The 15895-nt window shown below is 63.8% G+C and carries 16 protein-coding genes and 1 tRNA gene; 11 read left to right on the top strand and 6 right to left on the bottom strand.

The window, feature by feature from the left end; genetic code table 11:
* The first annotated feature begins 26 nt into the window (after nucleotides 1-26).
* The 5 genes from coaD (at nucleotide 27) to tgt (ending at nucleotide 4084) form a co-directional block, all read left to right on the top strand.
* Nucleotides 27-521 (top strand): pantetheine-phosphate adenylyltransferase, encoded by a 495-nt coding sequence (gene coaD / locus BUB39_RS15625; protein ID WP_073055046.1) that lies wholly within the window; start codon nucleotides 27-29, stop codon nucleotides 519-521.
* A gap of 113 nt (nucleotides 522-634) precedes the next feature.
* Nucleotides 635-1117, top strand: a complete 483-nt coding sequence (locus BUB39_RS15620; protein WP_244540279.1) for a peptidylprolyl isomerase — start codon at nucleotides 635-637, stop codon at nucleotides 1115-1117.
* Nucleotides 1118-1235: 118 nt separating this feature from the next.
* Nucleotides 1236-1700, top strand: a complete 465-nt coding sequence (locus BUB39_RS15615; RefSeq protein ID WP_073055611.1) for a peptidylprolyl isomerase — start codon at nucleotides 1236-1238, stop codon at nucleotides 1698-1700.
* A gap of 174 nt (nucleotides 1701-1874) precedes the next feature.
* On the top strand, nucleotides 1875-2957 hold the full coding sequence (gene queA / locus BUB39_RS15610) for a tRNA preQ1(34) S-adenosylmethionine ribosyltransferase-isomerase QueA (RefSeq protein ID WP_073055042.1): 1083 nt from the start codon (nucleotides 1875-1877) through the stop codon (nucleotides 2955-2957).
* Nucleotides 2954-4084 (top strand): tRNA guanosine(34) transglycosylase Tgt, encoded by a 1131-nt coding sequence (gene tgt / locus BUB39_RS15605; RefSeq protein ID WP_073055039.1) that lies wholly within the window; start codon nucleotides 2954-2956, stop codon nucleotides 4082-4084. Before queA ends, tgt begins: the two co-directional genes overlap by 4 nt.
* Here the strand turns inward: tgt and BUB39_RS15600 are convergent, their stop codons facing one another.
* Complete coding sequence (locus tag BUB39_RS15600) at nucleotides 4085-4507, bottom strand: DUF4864 domain-containing protein (protein WP_073055037.1); 423 nt, start codon at nucleotides 4505-4507, stop codon at nucleotides 4085-4087.
* Between the two features lie 166 nt (nucleotides 4508-4673).
* On the opposite strand from BUB39_RS15600, the gene BUB39_RS15595 reads away from it, so the two are divergent.
* Nucleotides 4674-4910: an Lrp/AsnC ligand binding domain-containing protein gene (locus BUB39_RS15595; protein WP_073055035.1), complete on the top strand. Its 237-nt coding sequence runs from the start codon at nucleotides 4674-4676 to the stop codon at nucleotides 4908-4910.
* Here the strand turns inward: BUB39_RS15595 and cobD are convergent.
* Complete coding sequence (gene cobD / locus BUB39_RS15590) at nucleotides 4888-5904, bottom strand: threonine-phosphate decarboxylase CobD (protein WP_073055033.1); 1017 nt, start codon at nucleotides 5902-5904, stop codon at nucleotides 4888-4890. The genes BUB39_RS15595 and cobD overlap by 23 nt on opposite strands.
* Nucleotides 5905-6076: 172 nt before the next feature.
* Complete coding sequence (locus BUB39_RS15585) at nucleotides 6077-6340, bottom strand: hypothetical protein (RefSeq protein ID WP_073055031.1); 264 nt, start codon at nucleotides 6338-6340, stop codon at nucleotides 6077-6079.
* A 530-nt stretch (nucleotides 6341-6870) separates the two neighbouring features.
* Here BUB39_RS15585 and BUB39_RS25505 point away from each other — a divergent pair.
* Nucleotides 6871-7041: a hypothetical protein gene (locus BUB39_RS25505; RefSeq protein ID WP_175561882.1), complete on the top strand. Its 171-nt coding sequence runs from the start codon at nucleotides 6871-6873 to the stop codon at nucleotides 7039-7041.
* 92 nt (nucleotides 7042-7133) lie between these two features.
* Here BUB39_RS25505 and BUB39_RS15580 read toward each other — a convergent pair.
* A tRNA-Cys gene (locus BUB39_RS15580) sits at nucleotides 7134-7207 on the bottom strand.
* A 173-nt stretch (nucleotides 7208-7380) separates the two neighbouring features.
* Between BUB39_RS15580 and BUB39_RS15575 the strand changes: the two genes are divergently transcribed.
* The 4 genes from BUB39_RS15575 (at nucleotide 7381) to BUB39_RS15560 (ending at nucleotide 13448) form a co-directional block, all read left to right on the top strand.
* The gene (locus BUB39_RS15575) at nucleotides 7381-8049 is read left to right on the top strand and encodes a protein-L-isoaspartate O-methyltransferase family protein (RefSeq protein ID WP_073055029.1); all 669 of its coding nucleotides are present in this window, start codon (nucleotides 7381-7383) and stop codon (nucleotides 8047-8049) included.
* Nucleotides 8050-8319: 270 nt separating this feature from the next.
* Nucleotides 8320-9618, top strand: coding sequence for a TolC family outer membrane protein (locus tag BUB39_RS15570; RefSeq protein ID WP_244540266.1), 1299 nt, complete (start codon nucleotides 8320-8322; stop codon nucleotides 9616-9618).
* A 90-nt stretch (nucleotides 9619-9708) separates the two neighbouring features.
* Complete coding sequence (gene popZ, locus BUB39_RS15565) at nucleotides 9709-10494, top strand: PopZ family protein (RefSeq protein WP_280174663.1); 786 nt, start codon at nucleotides 9709-9711, stop codon at nucleotides 10492-10494.
* 125 nt (nucleotides 10495-10619) lie between these two features.
* Nucleotides 10620-13448, top strand: coding sequence for a valine--tRNA ligase (locus BUB39_RS15560; protein WP_073055025.1), 2829 nt, complete (start codon nucleotides 10620-10622; stop codon nucleotides 13446-13448).
* A gap of 4 nt (nucleotides 13449-13452) precedes the next feature.
* On the opposite strand, the gene BUB39_RS15555 is transcribed toward BUB39_RS15560, so the two are convergent.
* Both BUB39_RS15555 and gltA read right to left on the bottom strand, forming a co-directional pair.
* Nucleotides 13453-14220 carry a hypothetical protein gene (locus BUB39_RS15555; RefSeq protein WP_073055023.1) on the bottom strand — a complete coding sequence of 256 codons (768 nt, stop codon included), beginning with the start codon at nucleotides 14218-14220 and terminating at the stop codon, nucleotides 13453-13455.
* Nucleotides 14221-14431: 211 nt separating this feature from the next.
* Nucleotides 14432-15724, bottom strand: a complete 1293-nt coding sequence (gene gltA, locus BUB39_RS15550; RefSeq protein WP_073055021.1) for a citrate synthase — start codon at nucleotides 15722-15724, stop codon at nucleotides 14432-14434.
* Nucleotides 15725-15895: the final 171 nt, after the last annotated feature.

Below are 15895 nucleotides of genomic sequence, written 5' to 3'. Positions count from 1 at the left end.
TCCGTCAAACCCGGAGTTTTCGCCGCGTGATCCGCATCGGTTTCTTCCCAGGCTCTTTCGATCCGATCACCAATGGCCACGCCGATATCCTGGCCGGTGCCCTGGCACTGGTCGATCGGGTCGTGGTTGGGATCGGTACCCATCCCGGCAAGGCGCCATTGTTCTCCTTCGACGAGCGCGTCGCGATGATCGGGGAACTGGCATCGACGCTGGCGGACGCGGCGGGGCGGGTCGAGGTCACGGCGTTCGATGGACTGACGGTAACCGCTGCTGGTGCTGCTGGCGCAACGGTGATCTTGCGCGGCCTTCGGGACGCCACCGACTTCGACTATGAAATGCAGCTCGCCGGCATGAACGGCATGATGCACCCGGCGATCCGAACCATCTTCCTGCCTGCCTCGCCGGAGACGCGGCCGATCACGGCGACGCTGGTCCGCCAGATCGCGAAGCTCGGCGGCGATGTTTCTGCCTTCGTCCCGCCCTTCGTCGCCCGAAAGCTGACACAAAAATTCGCTTCCTGAGCGCGCCCGCCTTTCGGGCGCCGCAGAAGATCCAACAATCGGAGAGATCCTTGAACCGTACCCTTGGCATGATTGCGGCGCTTGTCGCGGCCTTCCTTTTCGTCGCCCCGGCCATGGCCGCAGGCGAGAAGCTCGATCCCGAGAACACGATCTATCTCGACCTCAAGGACGGCCGCGTCGTCATCCAACTGCGTCCCGACCTTGCGCCGGCGCATGTGGCTCAGATCAAGAAGCTCACCCGCGAAGGCTTCTACAACGGCATCGTCTTCCACCGCGTCATCGATGGCTTCATGGCCCAGACCGGCGATCCGACGGGAACCGGCACCGGCGGCTCCAACGAGCCCGACCTCAAGGCCGAGTTTTCTAAGGAGCATTTCAAGCGGGGCACGCTCGGCATGGCCCGCGCGCAGGATCCTGATAGCGCCAATTCGCAGTTCTTCATCATGTTCGCCGATGGCGGCTTCCTCGATGGCCAGTATACGGTGTTCGGCGAAGTCGTGAGCGGCATGGAATTTGTCGACAAGATCAAGAAGGGCGAGCCGCCGGCAAATCCCGACAAGATCATCAAGATGCAGGTTGCGGCCGACGCCAAATAAGGTCGTCCGCCCTAGATAACGTCGCGGCAGACGCCAAATCGGTGGAGGCGGGCGCCAAATGATGGCAGAAGCCTTCCCGACGCCGCACAACACGCAATGGAGAGACCAGGTGGCCGAGATCAAGGACCCGGAAAACACGCTCATCCTCGAGACGACCAAGGGCACGGCGGTCATCGCGCTGCGCCCCGACCTCGCCCCGAACCACGTCGCCCGCATCAAGGAACTGGCGCGCGAGAAGTTCTATGACGGCGTGGTGTTCCATCGCGTCATCGAAGGCTTCATGGCGCAGACCGGCGATCCTACCGGCACCGGCATGGGTGGATCGGGCAAGAAGCTGAAGGCTGAATTCAACCGCGAGCCGCATCTGCGCGGGACGCTGTCGATGGCCCGTGCCCAGAGCCCGGATTCTGGCGATAGCCAGTTCTTCATCTGCTTCGGCGATGCCAGCTTCCTGAACGGCCAGTACACCGTCTGGGGTAAGGTCATCGAGGGCATGGAAAACATCGACAAGATCAAGCGCGGCGAGCCGGTCAAGGATCCCGACAAGATCGTCACCCTGCGCGTCGCTGCCGACGTCGCCTAAGATTCTGACATTCCGCCCGGGCCGCCCAAAAGGCGATGCCCGGGCGTTCTCCTGCTGGCGATTGCGGGCATCCCAGGAGTTCCTTCGAAGTCGCAACGGGCAGGGCCGGTTGCGACGGCCTATTCATCCGACTAGAACCCCGGGCGCCGCGAGGCGCCTTTTGCTTTGGATCCCATGCGCGTCGACCTTTTCGATTTCGAACTGCCGGATGAACGGATCGCGCTGCGCCCCGCGCAGCCGCGCGATGCAGCGCGCATGCTGGTTGTGCGGCCGGGCGCGGCATTGGAAGACCGGATCGCGCGCGAACTGCCTGATCTGCTCCAGCCCGGCGACGCGCTGGTCTTCAACGACACGCGCGTCATTCCCGCCCAGCTTTTCGGCGAGCGCGTGCGCGACGGCGTCGCCGCAGGCATCGGCGTGACGCTGCATATGCGCGAGGCGGGGGATCGCTGGCGCGCCTTCGTGCGGCCCGCAAAGAAGATTCTGGCCGGCGACCGCATCCTGTTCGGAGAGACGGCCGATCGCGCGTGCCTGATCGCCGGCCTGGCAGCGACGGTTGCCGAGAAGGGCGAGGCGGGCGAGGTCGTGCTCGCTTTCGATCTCGCGGGTCCTGCCCTCGACGAGGCGATCGCGCGCGTCGGCCATATCCCGCTGCCGCCCTATATCGCTTCGAAGCGCGGCGAGGACGAACGCGACCGCACGGATTACCAGACGATCTATGCCCGCGAGGAGGGTGCCGTCGCGGCTCCAACGGCCGGTCTGCATTTCACGCCCGAATTGTTCGAGCGGCTGGACGCGCGCGGCATAGCCCGCCACTTCGTGACGCTGCATGTCGGCGCTGGCACATTCCTGCCTGTGAAGGCTGATGATACCTCCGATCACCGGATGCATGCCGAGCGCGGCGAGGTGTCGGCCGAGACCGCGAATGCGCTGAATGAAGTCCGTGCGCGGGGCGGACGCGTCGTCGCGGTCGGCACCACCTCGCTGCGCCTGCTCGAAAGCGCCGCCGGCGAGGATCGAATCATCCGCCCGTTCAACGCGCCGACCAGCATCTTCATCACGCCCGGCTATCGCTTCCGCGCCGTCGACCTCCTGATGACGAATTTCCACCTGCCGCGCTCGACGCTGTTCATGCTCGTCTCGGCCTTTTCCGGCCTCGAGACCATGCGCGCGGCCTATGAGCACGCGATCGCCACCGGCTATCGCTTCTATTCCTATGGCGATGCGTCGCTGCTTTTCCCCGCGGAGATCGCATGAGCGAGCGCTTCACCTTCACGCTTCTGAAGTCCGACGGCATGGCGCGGCGCGGCGAGATCACCATGCCGCGCGGCACCATCCGCACGCCCGCCTTCATGCCGGTCGGCACGGCGGGCACGGTCAAGGCGATGTATCCGGGCCAGGTGCGCGAGCTTGGCGCCGACATCATCCTCGGCAACACCTATCACCTGATGCTGCGGCCCGGCGCCGAGCGGGTCGCGAAGCTCGGCGGCCTGCACACATTCGCCAACTGGCCGCATCCGATCCTCACTGATTCAGGCGGCTTCCAGGTCATGTCGCTGTCGCAGCTGCGCAAGATGGACGAGCGCGGTGTGACCTTCCAGAGCCATATCGACGGCCGCCGTTACGAGCTGACACCCGAGCGCTCAGTGGAGATCCAGGGCCTGCTCGACAGCGACATCCAGATGCAGCTCGACGAATGCGTCGCGCTCCCGGCTTCGGAAAGCGAGATCGAGCGCGCTATGCAGCTCTCGCTGCGCTGGGCAGAGCGCTCCAAGGCGGCCTTCGGCGACCAGCCGGGCAAGGCGATCTTCGGTATCGTGCAGGGTGGCGACAATGAGCGGCTGCGCGCCCAATCGGCTACGGCGCTGCGAGAGATGGACTTCAAGGGCTATTCGATCGGCGGGCTTGCCGTCGGCGAGCCACAGGACGTGATGCTTCGCATCCTCGCGATGACCACGCCGATCCTGCCGACCGAGAAGCCGCGCTATCTGATGGGTGTCGGCACGCCGGACGACATTCTTGAATCGGTTGCGCGCGGCGTCGACATGTTCGATTGCGTGATGCCCACGAGAGCCGGCCGCCATGGCCTCGCCTTCACGCGCTTCGGCAAGGTTAACATCAAGAACGCCCGCCACGCCGAGGATCACCGGCCATTGGACGAAGCATCGGATTGCCCCGCCAGCCGCGATTATTCGCGCGCCTATCTGCACCATCTCTTCAAGGCCAACGAGACGCTGGGCGCGATGCTGCTGACCTGGAACAATCTCGCTTATTATCAAAGCCTGATGGCAGGCATCCGTGCGGCGATCGACGAAGCGCGCTTCGAAGCGTTCCGCATTTCGACCAAGGAAGGCTGGGCGCGCGGCGATATCGCGGCGCTCTGATCAGATCGTCGGCGCGGTATCCTTGAGCAACTGGCAGCCGGAGATTTTCCAGCTTCCATCAGCCTGTTTCTCAAAGCTGTAGAGCGCGATCCAGTTCGAGCCGTCGGCGGCAGTGAGATAAACCTTCTCCATCGGACCCGCCGGCCCCTCAACCACCTCGCCGAAGGCGACGCTGCCGGATCGGTAGACGGGTGGATAAGCCTGCCGCACCATGTTCATGAACACGTCCGGACTGGGAAACATCCGCTGGATTCCCGGCGCGGCGCGCCCATAGGCAGCCATGGCGTCATCCTGGCGAAAGGCCTGTAACTGGCCCTGAACCAGCGCCTTGAAGGCGTCCTTGTCGGCGTTGGAGGGTTCGGCCCACCCCATCGCGGGCGTGGCTGCGATCAAAAGGGCGACGAGCAATGCGGCAGGCTTCATGGCTGGTTTCCTCGCTCAGCGACGACGACGGCGTCATCTGGGGAGATAGCTGGGGCGGCCGCTTGGACAAGGCCGTGCTCCGCGAATACGGCCGTTTTCGCCGCGGGCCATTGCGGGGCCGGCGCGACGCCTGCTATCCCGGAGGCCGGCCGTCGTGGAGGGTTTGATGAAAGCGGTATTCGTCCAGATCAAATGCGAGCTCGGCCGGGCCTATGAGGTGGCGGCCGCCATCGCCGATGCCGAGATCGCCTCGGAAATCTACTCGACCGCGGGTGATTTCGACCTTCTGGTAAAGTGCTATCTCGACGACGCTGTTGATCCCGGCCATTTCGTCACCGAATCGATCCAGCGCTTTGAGGGCATCCGCGATACCCGCACCATCATGACCTTCCGCGCGTTCTGATCCTGCCGAGCGCCGCGTCGAGACGGCCAAATCCGTCGCCGGGCGGCAGGCCGAAGCGGATCGCGCCGGGGATATCGGCGAAAACGCGAGTCCAGATGCCCATCTCGGCCAGGTGCCGGTGAAGGCCCTGATTGTCGCCGACGCGCACCAGGCGGAACAGGTCCGTGCCGCCCGCAACCGACAGCCCGTGCTGGGCAAGGAGGTCGTCGAGTTGCGCTCGGCTCGCGGCGAGGCGACGGCGCGTCCTCTCCTGCCAGCCAAGATCCGCCAGCGCGGCCGTGCCGATCGTGATCGCCGCCCCGGAGAGCGGCCAGTCACCCACGAGTCCCCGGAGGCGCTGCACCGCTGCGCCCCTGCCGAGCACGAAGCCGAGCCTGAGGCCGGCCAACCCATAGAATTTGCCGAATGAGCGGAGCACGACGATCCGCGGGTCGTCGAGAACGCGCGCAACGCTGAGCGCCGGCTCAAGATCGCAGAAGGCTTCGTCGACTACCATGAGCCCATGCGGGGGTAGCGCCGCTGCGGCGGCACCAATGGTGGCCGGCGCATGGCGCCTGCCGTCGGGATTGTTCGGGTTGGCGAGCACGACGACGTCGGCCCCGGCCGCTGCCTCGAGGCGGTCGATCGCGGTCACGTGGTGGCCGGCTGCCGACCAGGCTTCGCCATGCCCGGAATAGGTGGGTGCGAGGATCGAGACGCGGGCGGCCGGAACAAGCAGCGGCAGCAGGCGAAGTCCAAGGTCGCTGCCCGGCACCGGCACGATGCTGGCGGCCGCGCTGACATCATAGGCGGTTCGCGCCGTCTCGATCAGTTTCGCGAGCGCAGCCGGATCGGGCAGCCGTGTGTCGGCGGAAAGTTCAAGCGGTGCAGCAGGATAGGGCAGGGGGTTGATGCCGGTCGAGAGGTCGAGCCAGTCCGCGACGGCAATGCCGTAACGCGCCGAAGCGGCCGCGAGGCCGCCGCCGTGGCGCGGCGCGTCGTCATTCCTCTGCATGGGGCGAGCCTGTGCGCTTTTCGGACGGAACGCCTTTGCCCGGATTCAACACGCCGCGCAAGGATCCATGCCGGCAAGGTCGCCATGCTGACCTCCACCGCCGCGTATCCAGCGCAGCGGTAGAGATGGTCGGCGATCTCCAGCGGCCGCTCCCCCATGCAGGTTCGGCGGATTAATGATCGTCGGCGAACTCGATGCCTTGCTGGACCTCGGAGATGGCCTGCTGGATCAGGTTCATGGCCTGGACACGATGACCGCCTTTGTTGCTCGTTGCCTCGCGCAGCGAGCCGAGCGCGTCATAGAGTGACGACAGCGCGCGCTCCATATTCCCCTGATAGGCCTCGGCGGTCGCAGTCGACGCGGCGACCAAACCCATCGCCGCGACGCCGCCAAGCGCCAGATTTGCAAGTTCACGCCGCGATTTGGTTTCTGACATTTCAATTCCTCCTCAGATGATCGTGTGAGACGCAACAGAAAAGCACGACAAAGGAGGTGAGGCCAGTCAAAATAGGTAACTGTCATAATTCTAAAGAAGAGTTGGGAGGCCAATAAATAACCGAAAGCGGTATGGCTTGCTCCATCATTGCGAGACGCGCATCACGGCCTCGCGAGTCAATGGGGAAATAGTGGCGAACCGACCATCAAAACTGTGTATCTTTTGGCACATACGAGCGGGTCCAGGTCACGTTTGACGTTTCGATGGAGACAGCGCCTCCGAAGCGATGCGAATGAGTGTCTGCGCCCTTGAGATCAGCTTGCAGCCCCTTCCGCATTCCTCGATCTCAGAAGCGCGGGAAGAGGAGGCGTCTTCCCAAGCGAATAGAGTATGGCTGTATCGTGCTTCCACGGATCATGATCTCCCTTCATTCCGCGCTGTCCCTTTGATCGAGGGCGACCATCGCAGCGAAAATGCTGGGTCAGGGACACGTCGGATTGGATAGGATAGGGCAGAAGGGTGAGGCTGAATTGATTGCAATCGGATGCATTTCGCCGATCATCCTCGGCGTCATCGGCGTGCTGGTCGGCAACTGGCTCGACGGCAGCTCGGGCGCCATCTGGGGCGGGGTCGCGGGGTTGATCGGTGGCGGTGTGTCGCTCGCTGCTATGGGCTGGCTGGCGCGACAATTGAAGCAATAGAGTGGATGCGCGGCGTAGGCTCAACGCACCGGGTGCAAGCAATCGGCAGGAGAAGTCGCTGCCAGATGCTTGACTTCGCTTGGTTAGAGCGATGGAGGCCTCGCCCGGAATCGAACCGGGATGCAAGGATTTGCAGTCCTCTGCGTAACCATTCCGCCACGAGGCCCTCGGGTTGCGGATGTAGAGGCAAGGTGCGCTGGTAGGCAAGCACTTTCTCGCCGTCATCCCCTGTCTTGGCCCCCCTGCGGCGCCGCGGCGCGGCGCGGCGGCTTGTCACCCCTGCCGCGGCTCGGTATTGAACAATGAACACTCACAACATCGATATGGGATCCCGGAATCATGGTCGATTTCACCAAGGCACGCGTGACGATGGTGGATTGCCAGGTCCGGACCGTCGATGTGACGGACTACGACGTGCTCGATGCTTTCTCCGCCGTGCCGCGCGAGGAGTTTCTGCCCGACGCGCTGAAGCCGCTCGCCTATCTCGACGATGACCTCCTGGTCTCGGCACCGGGCGAGCCGGCACGTTATGTGATGGAGGCGGGGCCGCTTGCACGCCTCGTTCAGCTCGCGGAAATCAAGCCGACTGACATCGTGCTCGATCTTGGTCCGGCCGGCGGCTACTCGTCAGCGATCCTGGCGCGCATCGCTGCCCGGGTCGTAGCGGTCGAACCGAATCCTGCCCTTGCCGAAGCGACACGCGCCAATCTCGCGCGTCTCGGCATCGCCAATGTCTCCGTCGTTTCAGGTGCGCTTGTCGAGGGCCATGCGGCGGAGGCACCCTATGACGTGATCATCATCGAGGGTGCGATCGAGTTCGTTCCAGAAGCGCTTGAGAAGCAACTCGCCGAGAACGGGCGAATCGTTGCCGTGGTCGGCGTGAACGGTCTGGCGGCGAAAGCGACAATTTTCACGCGGACGGGCGGAACGATCAGCGGTCGGCCGGTGTTTAATACGCATGTTAAGCTGTTGCCGGAATTCCAGCGCCCGAAGGCGTTCGTATTCTGAAATGGCCTGAAATCAACGGTTTGGTAACGAACGCATCAAATTTTACCGATCGTCAGCTGTGGCTTTCGCGCCGCAGCACACACTTTATCAACGGTTGCATCGGTCACGCCATTTGACCGTCATCGGCCCCGGCGTATCTTAGCGGCGTCTTGTCCGCTGGTGGACGTCCGGTAGGGGGACGTCGCCTCGCAACGCCGAGGTTCGATAGTGTCGTTTTCCCGGGTCTCTTTGACGTCCGTGGCTTTGGTCGCGCTTTTGGCGACTGCTCCTTTGGCGCACGCGGATACGCTGGCTGCCGCTCTTGCTTCCACCTACAATACGAATCCGACGCTGAATGCTCAGCGCGCGGGACTGCGCGCCACTGATGAAGGCGTTCCGCAGGCGCTGTCCGGCTACCGTCCGGTCGTGACCGGAACGGCATCGATCGGGCGCACGACCGGGAATTCCTCCGCCGGCAGCGCAACGCTGACGCCGCGTTCGGCTGGGATCACCATCGAGCAGCCGCTGTTTCGCGGCTTCCAAACGCAGAACAACGTCAAACAGGCCGAATCGTCCGTGCTTGCCGGACGCGAGTCCCTTCGGTCTACCGAACAGGACGTGTTTCTCGATGCGGTGAGCGCCTACACCAATGTTCTGCAGACCCAGGCGATCCTGACGCTGCGCGAGCAGAATATCGTCTTCCTGCAGGAGCAGGTCCGCGCCGCTACGGATCGGCTGAAGGTTGGCGAGGGTACGCGCACCGATCTGGCCCAGACTGAGGCCAGCCTCAGCCAGGGCCAGACCGACTACGACGTCGCGGTCTCGAACCTGAATGCGGCCAAGGCGACCTATCTGCAGGTCATCGGCATGCAGCCGAAGTCGCTTGTCATCCCGGTCTTCAATGATCGCTTGCTGCCGAAATCGCTCGATTCGGCGATTGCGACCGGCCTCAAGAACCACCCGGCGATCCTGACTGCCTCGTTCAATGTCGACACGGCCGCCTTCAACGTGAAGTCGATCGAAGGCCAGTTGCTGCCGACCGTCTCGCTGCAGGGTTCTGTTTCCCATTTGGACGAGCAGTCTTCCGTCGGTGCCTGGAGCAATTCGGCTTCACTCACCGCGAATCTGACGGTTCCGCTCTATGAGGGCGGCGTGGTCTATTCGCAGGCCCGCCAGGCTAAGGAAACGCTCGGGCAGCGCCGCATCCTTCTCGACAGCGCCCGCGATCAGGTTCGCGCCTCGGTCGATACGACCTGGGGCCAGCTTGCCGCGGCGCGCGCGGCGATCGTTTCGGCGAATGCGCAGGTCAAGGCCTCCGAGCTGGCCCTTGCCGGCGTCATCGAGGAACAGAAGGTCGGACAGCGCACGACGCTCGACGTGCTCAACCAGCAGCAGACGCTGATCCAGGCCCGTGAGACGCTGGTCATCGCCCAGCGAAGCGCCATTGTCGCGGGCTATTCGGTGCTGTCGTCGATCGGTGCGCTTTCGGCTGATCGTCTGGGCCTCAAGGTCGCGACCTACAAGCCGCAACAGCATTACAACGCCGTTCGCGACAAGTGGTTCGGTCTGAGGACGCCCGACGGACGCTAGTTGGCGATATCCTTTAGAAGACTTCGACGCCGGCCATCGTGCCGGCGTCTTTCATTTGTGGCTGCCATGGCCCCGATGCCCGATTGAGGCGTGCACAACGCCGCCACCACGCCGGGGCGCAGTTTCGCGGCTTCGGTGATTTCGCTAGCGTTCGACCCGGAACCGCATGAGAATCAAGCGATTCGTAGCATTGGCGGTTCAGGGCACGGGGTGATGATGGCCAAGGTCAGTCAGGCGCAGGAACCGTCCATGGAGGAAATCCTGGCCTCCATCCGGCGGATCATCTCCGACGATGGTGAGGATGCGCCGACCGCTGCCACGGGCGCCTCTTCGATCTCGACCGAAGCCATCGATGCCTTGTTCGGTGCCCGGACGACGGGCGAGGAAGTCCAGCCTGTCCCATCATTCTTGCGGCAGGACGCACCGACACCCATCGCCGCCGAGCCGGTGCGCAAGGCTGAGCCTCGGCCGGCGCCCGAGCCCCGCTTGCAGGCGGAGCCGCGGCCGCGGGCCGAGCAGCCGCGCGTCGAGCCTGTCTTCCAGCGTCCGCCGCTGTTTACGCCGGCTACAACTGCCAAGCCCGAGCCGGCACCGTTGCGTCCGACCCCCGAGGTCAAACGACCGGCCGCCGCCGCACTTCCCGTAGAGGAGGTCAACACCGGCCGTCAGTTGCTCTCACCGGCGGCCGATGCCGCCGTGACCGCGTCCTTTGGCGATCTCGCCACGACATTGCTTTCTGGCAATGCGCGCACGATCGAGGATCTGGTCAAGGACATGCTGCGGCCGATGCTGAAGGCCTGGCTTGATACCAACCTGCCGCCACTCGTCGAGCGGCTCGTACGCGACGAGATCGAGCGAGTGTCGCGCGGGCGCTGAGCGCGCCATCCTTCGCTGCGAGATTGAACTTCGGCTTCCGACCGGCCGTGTGACCGAGCCTTTTGTTGACTTGGCTCCGTCCATCCGGTTTACAGCACCTCAACGACGATCAACCGGAAACGGTCATGCTTGACAAGAATTACGACGCGGCCGCGGTCGAGCCGCGCATCTATGACGCGTGGGACAAGGCTGGCGCCTTCAAGGCCGGTGCCGGCGCCGCGCCGGGGGCGAAGCCGTTCTCGATAGTGATCCCGCCGCCCAACGTCACCGGCTCGCTCCATATGGGGCACGCGCTTAACAACACGCTGCAGGACATCCTGGTCCGTTTCGAGCGCATGCGCGGCCGCGATGTGCTCTGGCAGGTCGGTCTCGATCATGCCGGCATTGCGACGCAAATGGTCGTCGAGCGGCAGATGATGGAACGGCAGGAGCCGGGCCGCCGCGCGATCGGCCGCGACAAGTTTGTCGAGAAGATCTGGAACTGGAAGGCGGAGTCGGGCGGGACAATCATTGGGCAATTGAAGCGCCTCGGCGCTTCCGCCGATTGGTCGCGCGAGCGCTTCACTATGGACGACGGCCTCTCGCGCGCCGTCGTCAAAGTTTTCGTCGCGCTCTACGAACAAGGTCTGATCTACAAGGACAAGCGTCTCGTCAACTGGGATCCGGCGCTGATTACGGCGATCTCCGATCTCGAGGTCGTCCAGGTCGAGACAAAGGGTCATCTCTGGCACCTGCGCTATCCGATCGAAAGCCGCCGCTTCGATCCCGAGGATCCGTCAACGTTCATCACTGTCGCCACCACGCGGCCGGAAACGATGCTGGGCGACACGGCGGTCGCTGTTCATCCGGATGACGAGCGCTGGCAGCATCTGGTCGGCAAGTTCGCCATCCTGCCGCTGGTCGGACGCCGGATTCCGATCATCGCCGACGAGTATTCCGATCCCGAAAAGGGTTCCGGCGCCGTCAAGATCACGCCGGCGCACGATTTCAACGATTTCGAAGTCGGCAAGCGGCACAACCTGCCGATGATCTCGGTGCTCGACCGCGAGGCGAACGTCACGCTGGCCGGCAATCTCGAATTTCTCGCCGGCCTGCCGAAGGGCGAGGCGCTGCTCGCGCTCGTCGACGCGCTGGAGGGCTTGGACCGTTTCACGGCGCGGGCGTCGATCGTCGCGATGATGGAGGAGGGCGGCTATCTCGCAGGCATCGAGGACCACGCCCATGTCGTGCCGCATGGGGATCGCGGCGGCGTGCCAATCGAGCCCTATCTGACCGACCAGTGGTATGTCGATGCACATACGCTGGCCCAGCCGGCCATCGCTTCGGTGCGCGAGGGGCGGAGCGTCTTCTATCCGAAGTCGTGGGAAAAGACCTATTACGAATGGATGGAGAACATCCAGCCCTGGTGCATCTCGCGCCAGCTCTGGTGGGGCCATCAGATTCCGGCCTGGTATGGTCCTGACGGTGCCTTCTTCGTTGCGGCGAGCGAGGAAGAGGCGCGGGACAAGGCTTACCGGCATTACAAGTTCGGTCCCGAGGGCGGCGCCCCGATCGCGCCCAACCTTGAACGGGTCGTGATCGGCGCGTTCGAAGCTGACGCGCTCGATGATGCGAACCATGTGCTGGAAATCAGCCTTCAACGCGACGAAGACGTGCTCGACACCTGGTTCTCGTCGGCGCTGTGGCCGTTCTCGACGCTCGGGTGGCCTGATGAGACGGCGGAGCTCGACCGCTATTTCCCGACCAATACGTTGGTGACCGGCTTCGACATCATCTTCTTCTGGGTGGCCAGGATGATGATGATGGGCCTCCATTTCATGAAGACCGAGCCCTTCCGCGACATCTACATGCATGCCCTCGTCCGTGACGAGAAGGGCGCCAAGATGTCGAAGTCGAAGGGCAACGTCATCGATCCGCTTAGCCTGATCGATCAGTACGGCGCCGACGCGCTCCGCTTTACGCTGACGGCGATGGCGGCGCAGGGGCGCGACATCAAGCTGGCGACCAATCGCGTCGAGGGCTATCGCAATTTCGCGACGAAGCTCTGGAATGCCGCTCGCTTTGCCGAGATGAACGGTGCCGTGCATGGTGCGGCGTTCGATCCAGACGCGGCGACCGGAAAGCTTAACCGCTGGATCGTCACCGAGACGACGCGCACCGCGCGCGCTGTGACCGAGGCGCTGGAAGCCTATCGGTTCAACGATGCGGCCAACGCTCTGTATCGCTTCGTCTGGAACACGTTCTGCGACTGGTATCTGGAACTGGTGAAGCCGGTCCTGATGAACGAGGATGCCGACGAGGCGGCCAAGGCAGAAACGCGCGCGGCGATCGGCTGGACGCTCGACCGGATCGTTACGCTGCTGCACCCGTTCATGCCGTTCATCACCGAGGAACTCTGGGGCCGCACGGCGCCCGAGGGCCAGGCGCGTGATCGGCAGCTGATCCTCACAGCTTGGCCGGCGCTCACCTTCGAGGACGCGGCCGCTGCGGACGAAATCAACTGGCTCGTCGATCTGATTTCGCAGGTCCGCTCCGTGCGTTCGGAGATCAATGTTCCGCCGGGCGCCATGGTGCCGCTGATCATTGTCGGCGCCAGCGCTGCGACGAAGGCACGGCTCGGCACGCATGACGCGCTGATCCGGCGCCTCGCGCGCGCCGCGGAAGTGACGATCGCCGACGCTGCGCCGAAGGGCGCTGTGCAGACCGTGGTGGGCGAAGCGACGATCGCGCTGCCGCTCGCCGGCGTCATCGATCTCGATGCCGAGCGCGCCCGCCTCGGCAAGGAGCGCGACAAGGCTTCGAAGGAGATCGGCAAGATCCAGGCGAAGCTCGGCAACGAGCAGTTCGTGAGCCGCGCACCTGAAGAGGTGATCGAAGAACAGCGCGAGCGCCTGGCCGAAGCCGAGGCGCTCGTCGCCAAGGTCGATGCGGCGCTTGAGCGACTGAAGGGGTAGGTCCTTACACGCCCCTGAACGCGCCGGGAAGCAGCTTCACGTCGACGTCGCGGGCTGGAGCGAAGTCGAGACGGCGATTGGCGTTGATGTAGGGCTTGAGCACGGTTGCTTCGAAGAAGCAGGCCGCCGAGGGGCCGTTGCAGCCGACCGCGTTGCCGTTGACGACCTTGAGAGCGACTGGCTTGCCGAGCCCCGGCACGGAAACGGAGATGTTGGCAATATTCTCGTCCTTCAGCCCCTTCTGCGTCAACGATGTCTGGTCGGCCCGAACGACCCCGCTGATGATCAGATAGTAGAGGCCTGAGTTCGGGCGCGTAGCGTCGGTCACCGACCAATGCGTGTCGACATCCTCACCCGCCGCCACCGCATCGCTATAGGCCCTCGCCAGCCCGGTATAGATCGAGGCGTATTGTTCGCGCACGGCGCCTTTGGCCGTGAATGCCACTTGCCGTCCGACCTCTGCGGTGACGGCGGTCTTGATCGCGTCGCTGCCGAATGATCCCTCTACGGCGATCCCCTGCACATTCGTCGAGCTCAGCTCAGTCTTTGGCTCGGCCGTCGGTCGCTTTGCCAATGGGATGTCGTCTGCGATCAGCGTCAGCCGGTTGTTCTTCGTGTCCCACAGATAGAGGCGTCCGACGGGCAGCAGCCCTGTGTTCCAGTAGCCAAGGCCTGTCGCCTTCGCGAAGCTCATATCGGCCGTGTAGAGCGGTGGAGTTTGGCAACCGGCGAGCAACCCGGCAACGAGCGATATCGCGGCAATCCTGTGCATGCGCTTTCCCTTCCCCAAAGGATGCGTGCCGATCACGTGATCGCACGTCTCTCTATGGTTGCTCCATGGGAAAAAGTATCGCAATAGTTGTGTTTGCGAAGTCAAGAAGTTCCGGCGGTTGTTGCGGCACGGCCGCACTTCGCCCATAGACCTTCGCGTCGAACAAAAAGGGCGCCCGAAGGCGCCCTTTCATTCGTAATTGTCGAGACGCTCAGCGCCGCTTCGAAACCGGGACGTAGTCGCGGCGGTCGGCGCCCGTGTAGAGCTGGCGTGGGCGGCCGATGCGCTGGCCCGGATCCTCGACCATTTCCTTCCACTGCGCGATCCAGCCGACCGTGCGGGCGACCGCGAACAGCACCGTGAACATCGTAGTCGGGAAGCCGAGCGCCTTCAGCGTGATGCCCGAATAGAAGTCGATATTCGGATAGAGCTTCTTCTCGATGAAATAGTCGTCGCTAAGCGCGATGCGCTCCAGTTCCAGCGCCACTTCGAGCACCGGGTCGTCAGTGATCCCGAGCTCACCGAGCACCTCATGGCAGGTGCGCTGCATGATTTTGGCGCGCGGGTCGTAGTTCTTGTAGACCCGGTGGCCGAAGCCCATCAGGCGGAACGGATCGTTCTTGTCCTTGGCTCGGGCGATATATTCCGGGATCCGGTCGACCGAGCCGATCTCCTGCAGCATGTTGAGCGCCGCCTCGTTGGCGCCGCCATGAGCGGGTCCCCAGAGGCAGGCTATGCCAGCCGCGATGCAGGCGAAGGGATTGGCGCCCGACGATCCGGCGAGACGTACCGTCGAGGTCGAGGCGTTCTGCTCGTGGTCGGCGTGCAGAATGAAGATGCGGTCCATCGCGCGGGCGAGGATCGGGTTGACCTTGTATTCCTCGGCCGGCACCGCGAAGCACATGCGCAGGAAGTTCGACGCATAATCGAGCGAATTCAGCGGATAAACGAAGGGCTGGCCGACATGGTACTTGAAGGCCATCGCAGCGATCGTCGGCATCTTGGCGATCAAGCGAAGGCTGGCGACCATGCGCTGGTGCGGGTCGGAGATGTCGGTCGAGTCGTGGTAGAAGGCCGAGAGCGCGCCGACGACGCCGACCATGATCGCCATTGGATGGGCGTCGCGGCGGAAGCCGGTGTAGAAGCGCGACATCTGCTCGTGCACCATCGTGTGATAGGTGACGCGCTGGTCGAAGTCGGCCTTCTGCGCTGCGGTCGGCAGTTCGCCATAGAGCAGCAGGTAGCAGGTTTCGAGAAAATCGCCATGCTCGGCGAGCTGGTCGATCGGATATCCGCGATAGAGCAGGACGCCTTCGTCGCCGTCGATGAAGGTGATCTTCGAGTCGCAGGCGCCGGTCGAGGTGAAGCCGGGATCATAGGTAAAACGCCCGGTCTTGGCGTAGAGCGACCCGATGTCGATCACGTCGGGGCCGATCGTCCCCTCCTTGACGCCGAAGTCCCAGGACTGATCGCCGATCGTAAGTGTCGCTTTGGTTTCGGTCATGCAGCCAACCCCTTGGAGAAAGCGAAATTCTTCTGGCGGGAACCCGGGGCGTCGACGGTCAGCAAGGCCGGCACGGTGCCGCAGGGAAACGAGTGTGCAATTGCGTAGCCCATTTACCGCAGCGCGGCAAGGCAGCCCTCCGGTAGACAAAACAGCGCTGGCGAGTGGACA

This window comes from Kaistia soli DSM 19436, from assembly GCF_900129325.1.
In the GTDB taxonomy this organism is placed as follows: domain Bacteria; phylum Pseudomonadota; class Alphaproteobacteria; order Rhizobiales; family Kaistiaceae; genus Kaistia; species Kaistia soli.
Note: the sequence above shows the minus strand (reverse complement) of the source record. Positions and strands in the feature narration are given on the sequence as shown.

Coding starts and splice junctions, on each gene's coding strand:
- BUB39_RS15620 (WP_244540279.1), top strand. CDS start 635: ATGGCCGCAGGCGAGAAGCTCGATCCCGAGAACACGATCTATCTCGAC.
- queA (WP_073055042.1), top strand. CDS start 1,875: ATGCGCGTCGACCTTTTCGATTTCGAACTGCCGGATGAACGGATCGCG.
- tgt (WP_073055039.1), top strand. CDS start 2,954: ATGAGCGAGCGCTTCACCTTCACGCTTCTGAAGTCCGACGGCATGGCG.
- BUB39_RS15600 (WP_073055037.1), bottom strand. CDS start 4,507: ATGAAGCCTGCCGCATTGCTCGTCGCCCTTTTGATCGCAGCCACGCCC.
- BUB39_RS15595 (WP_073055035.1), top strand. CDS start 4,674: ATGAAAGCGGTATTCGTCCAGATCAAATGCGAGCTCGGCCGGGCCTAT.
- cobD (WP_073055033.1), bottom strand. CDS start 5,904: ATGCAGAGGAATGACGACGCGCCGCGCCACGGCGGCGGCCTCGCGGCC.
- BUB39_RS15585 (WP_073055031.1), bottom strand. CDS start 6,340: ATGTCAGAAACCAAATCGCGGCGTGAACTTGCAAATCTGGCGCTTGGC.
- BUB39_RS15575 (WP_073055029.1), top strand. CDS start 7,381: ATGGTCGATTTCACCAAGGCACGCGTGACGATGGTGGATTGCCAGGTC.
- BUB39_RS15560 (WP_073055025.1), top strand. CDS start 10,620: ATGCTTGACAAGAATTACGACGCGGCCGCGGTCGAGCCGCGCATCTAT.
- BUB39_RS15555 (WP_073055023.1), bottom strand. CDS start 14,220: ATGCACAGGATTGCCGCGATATCGCTCGTTGCCGGGTTGCTCGCCGGT.
- gltA (WP_073055021.1), bottom strand. CDS start 15,724: ATGACCGAAACCAAAGCGACACTTACGATCGGCGATCAGTCCTGGGAC.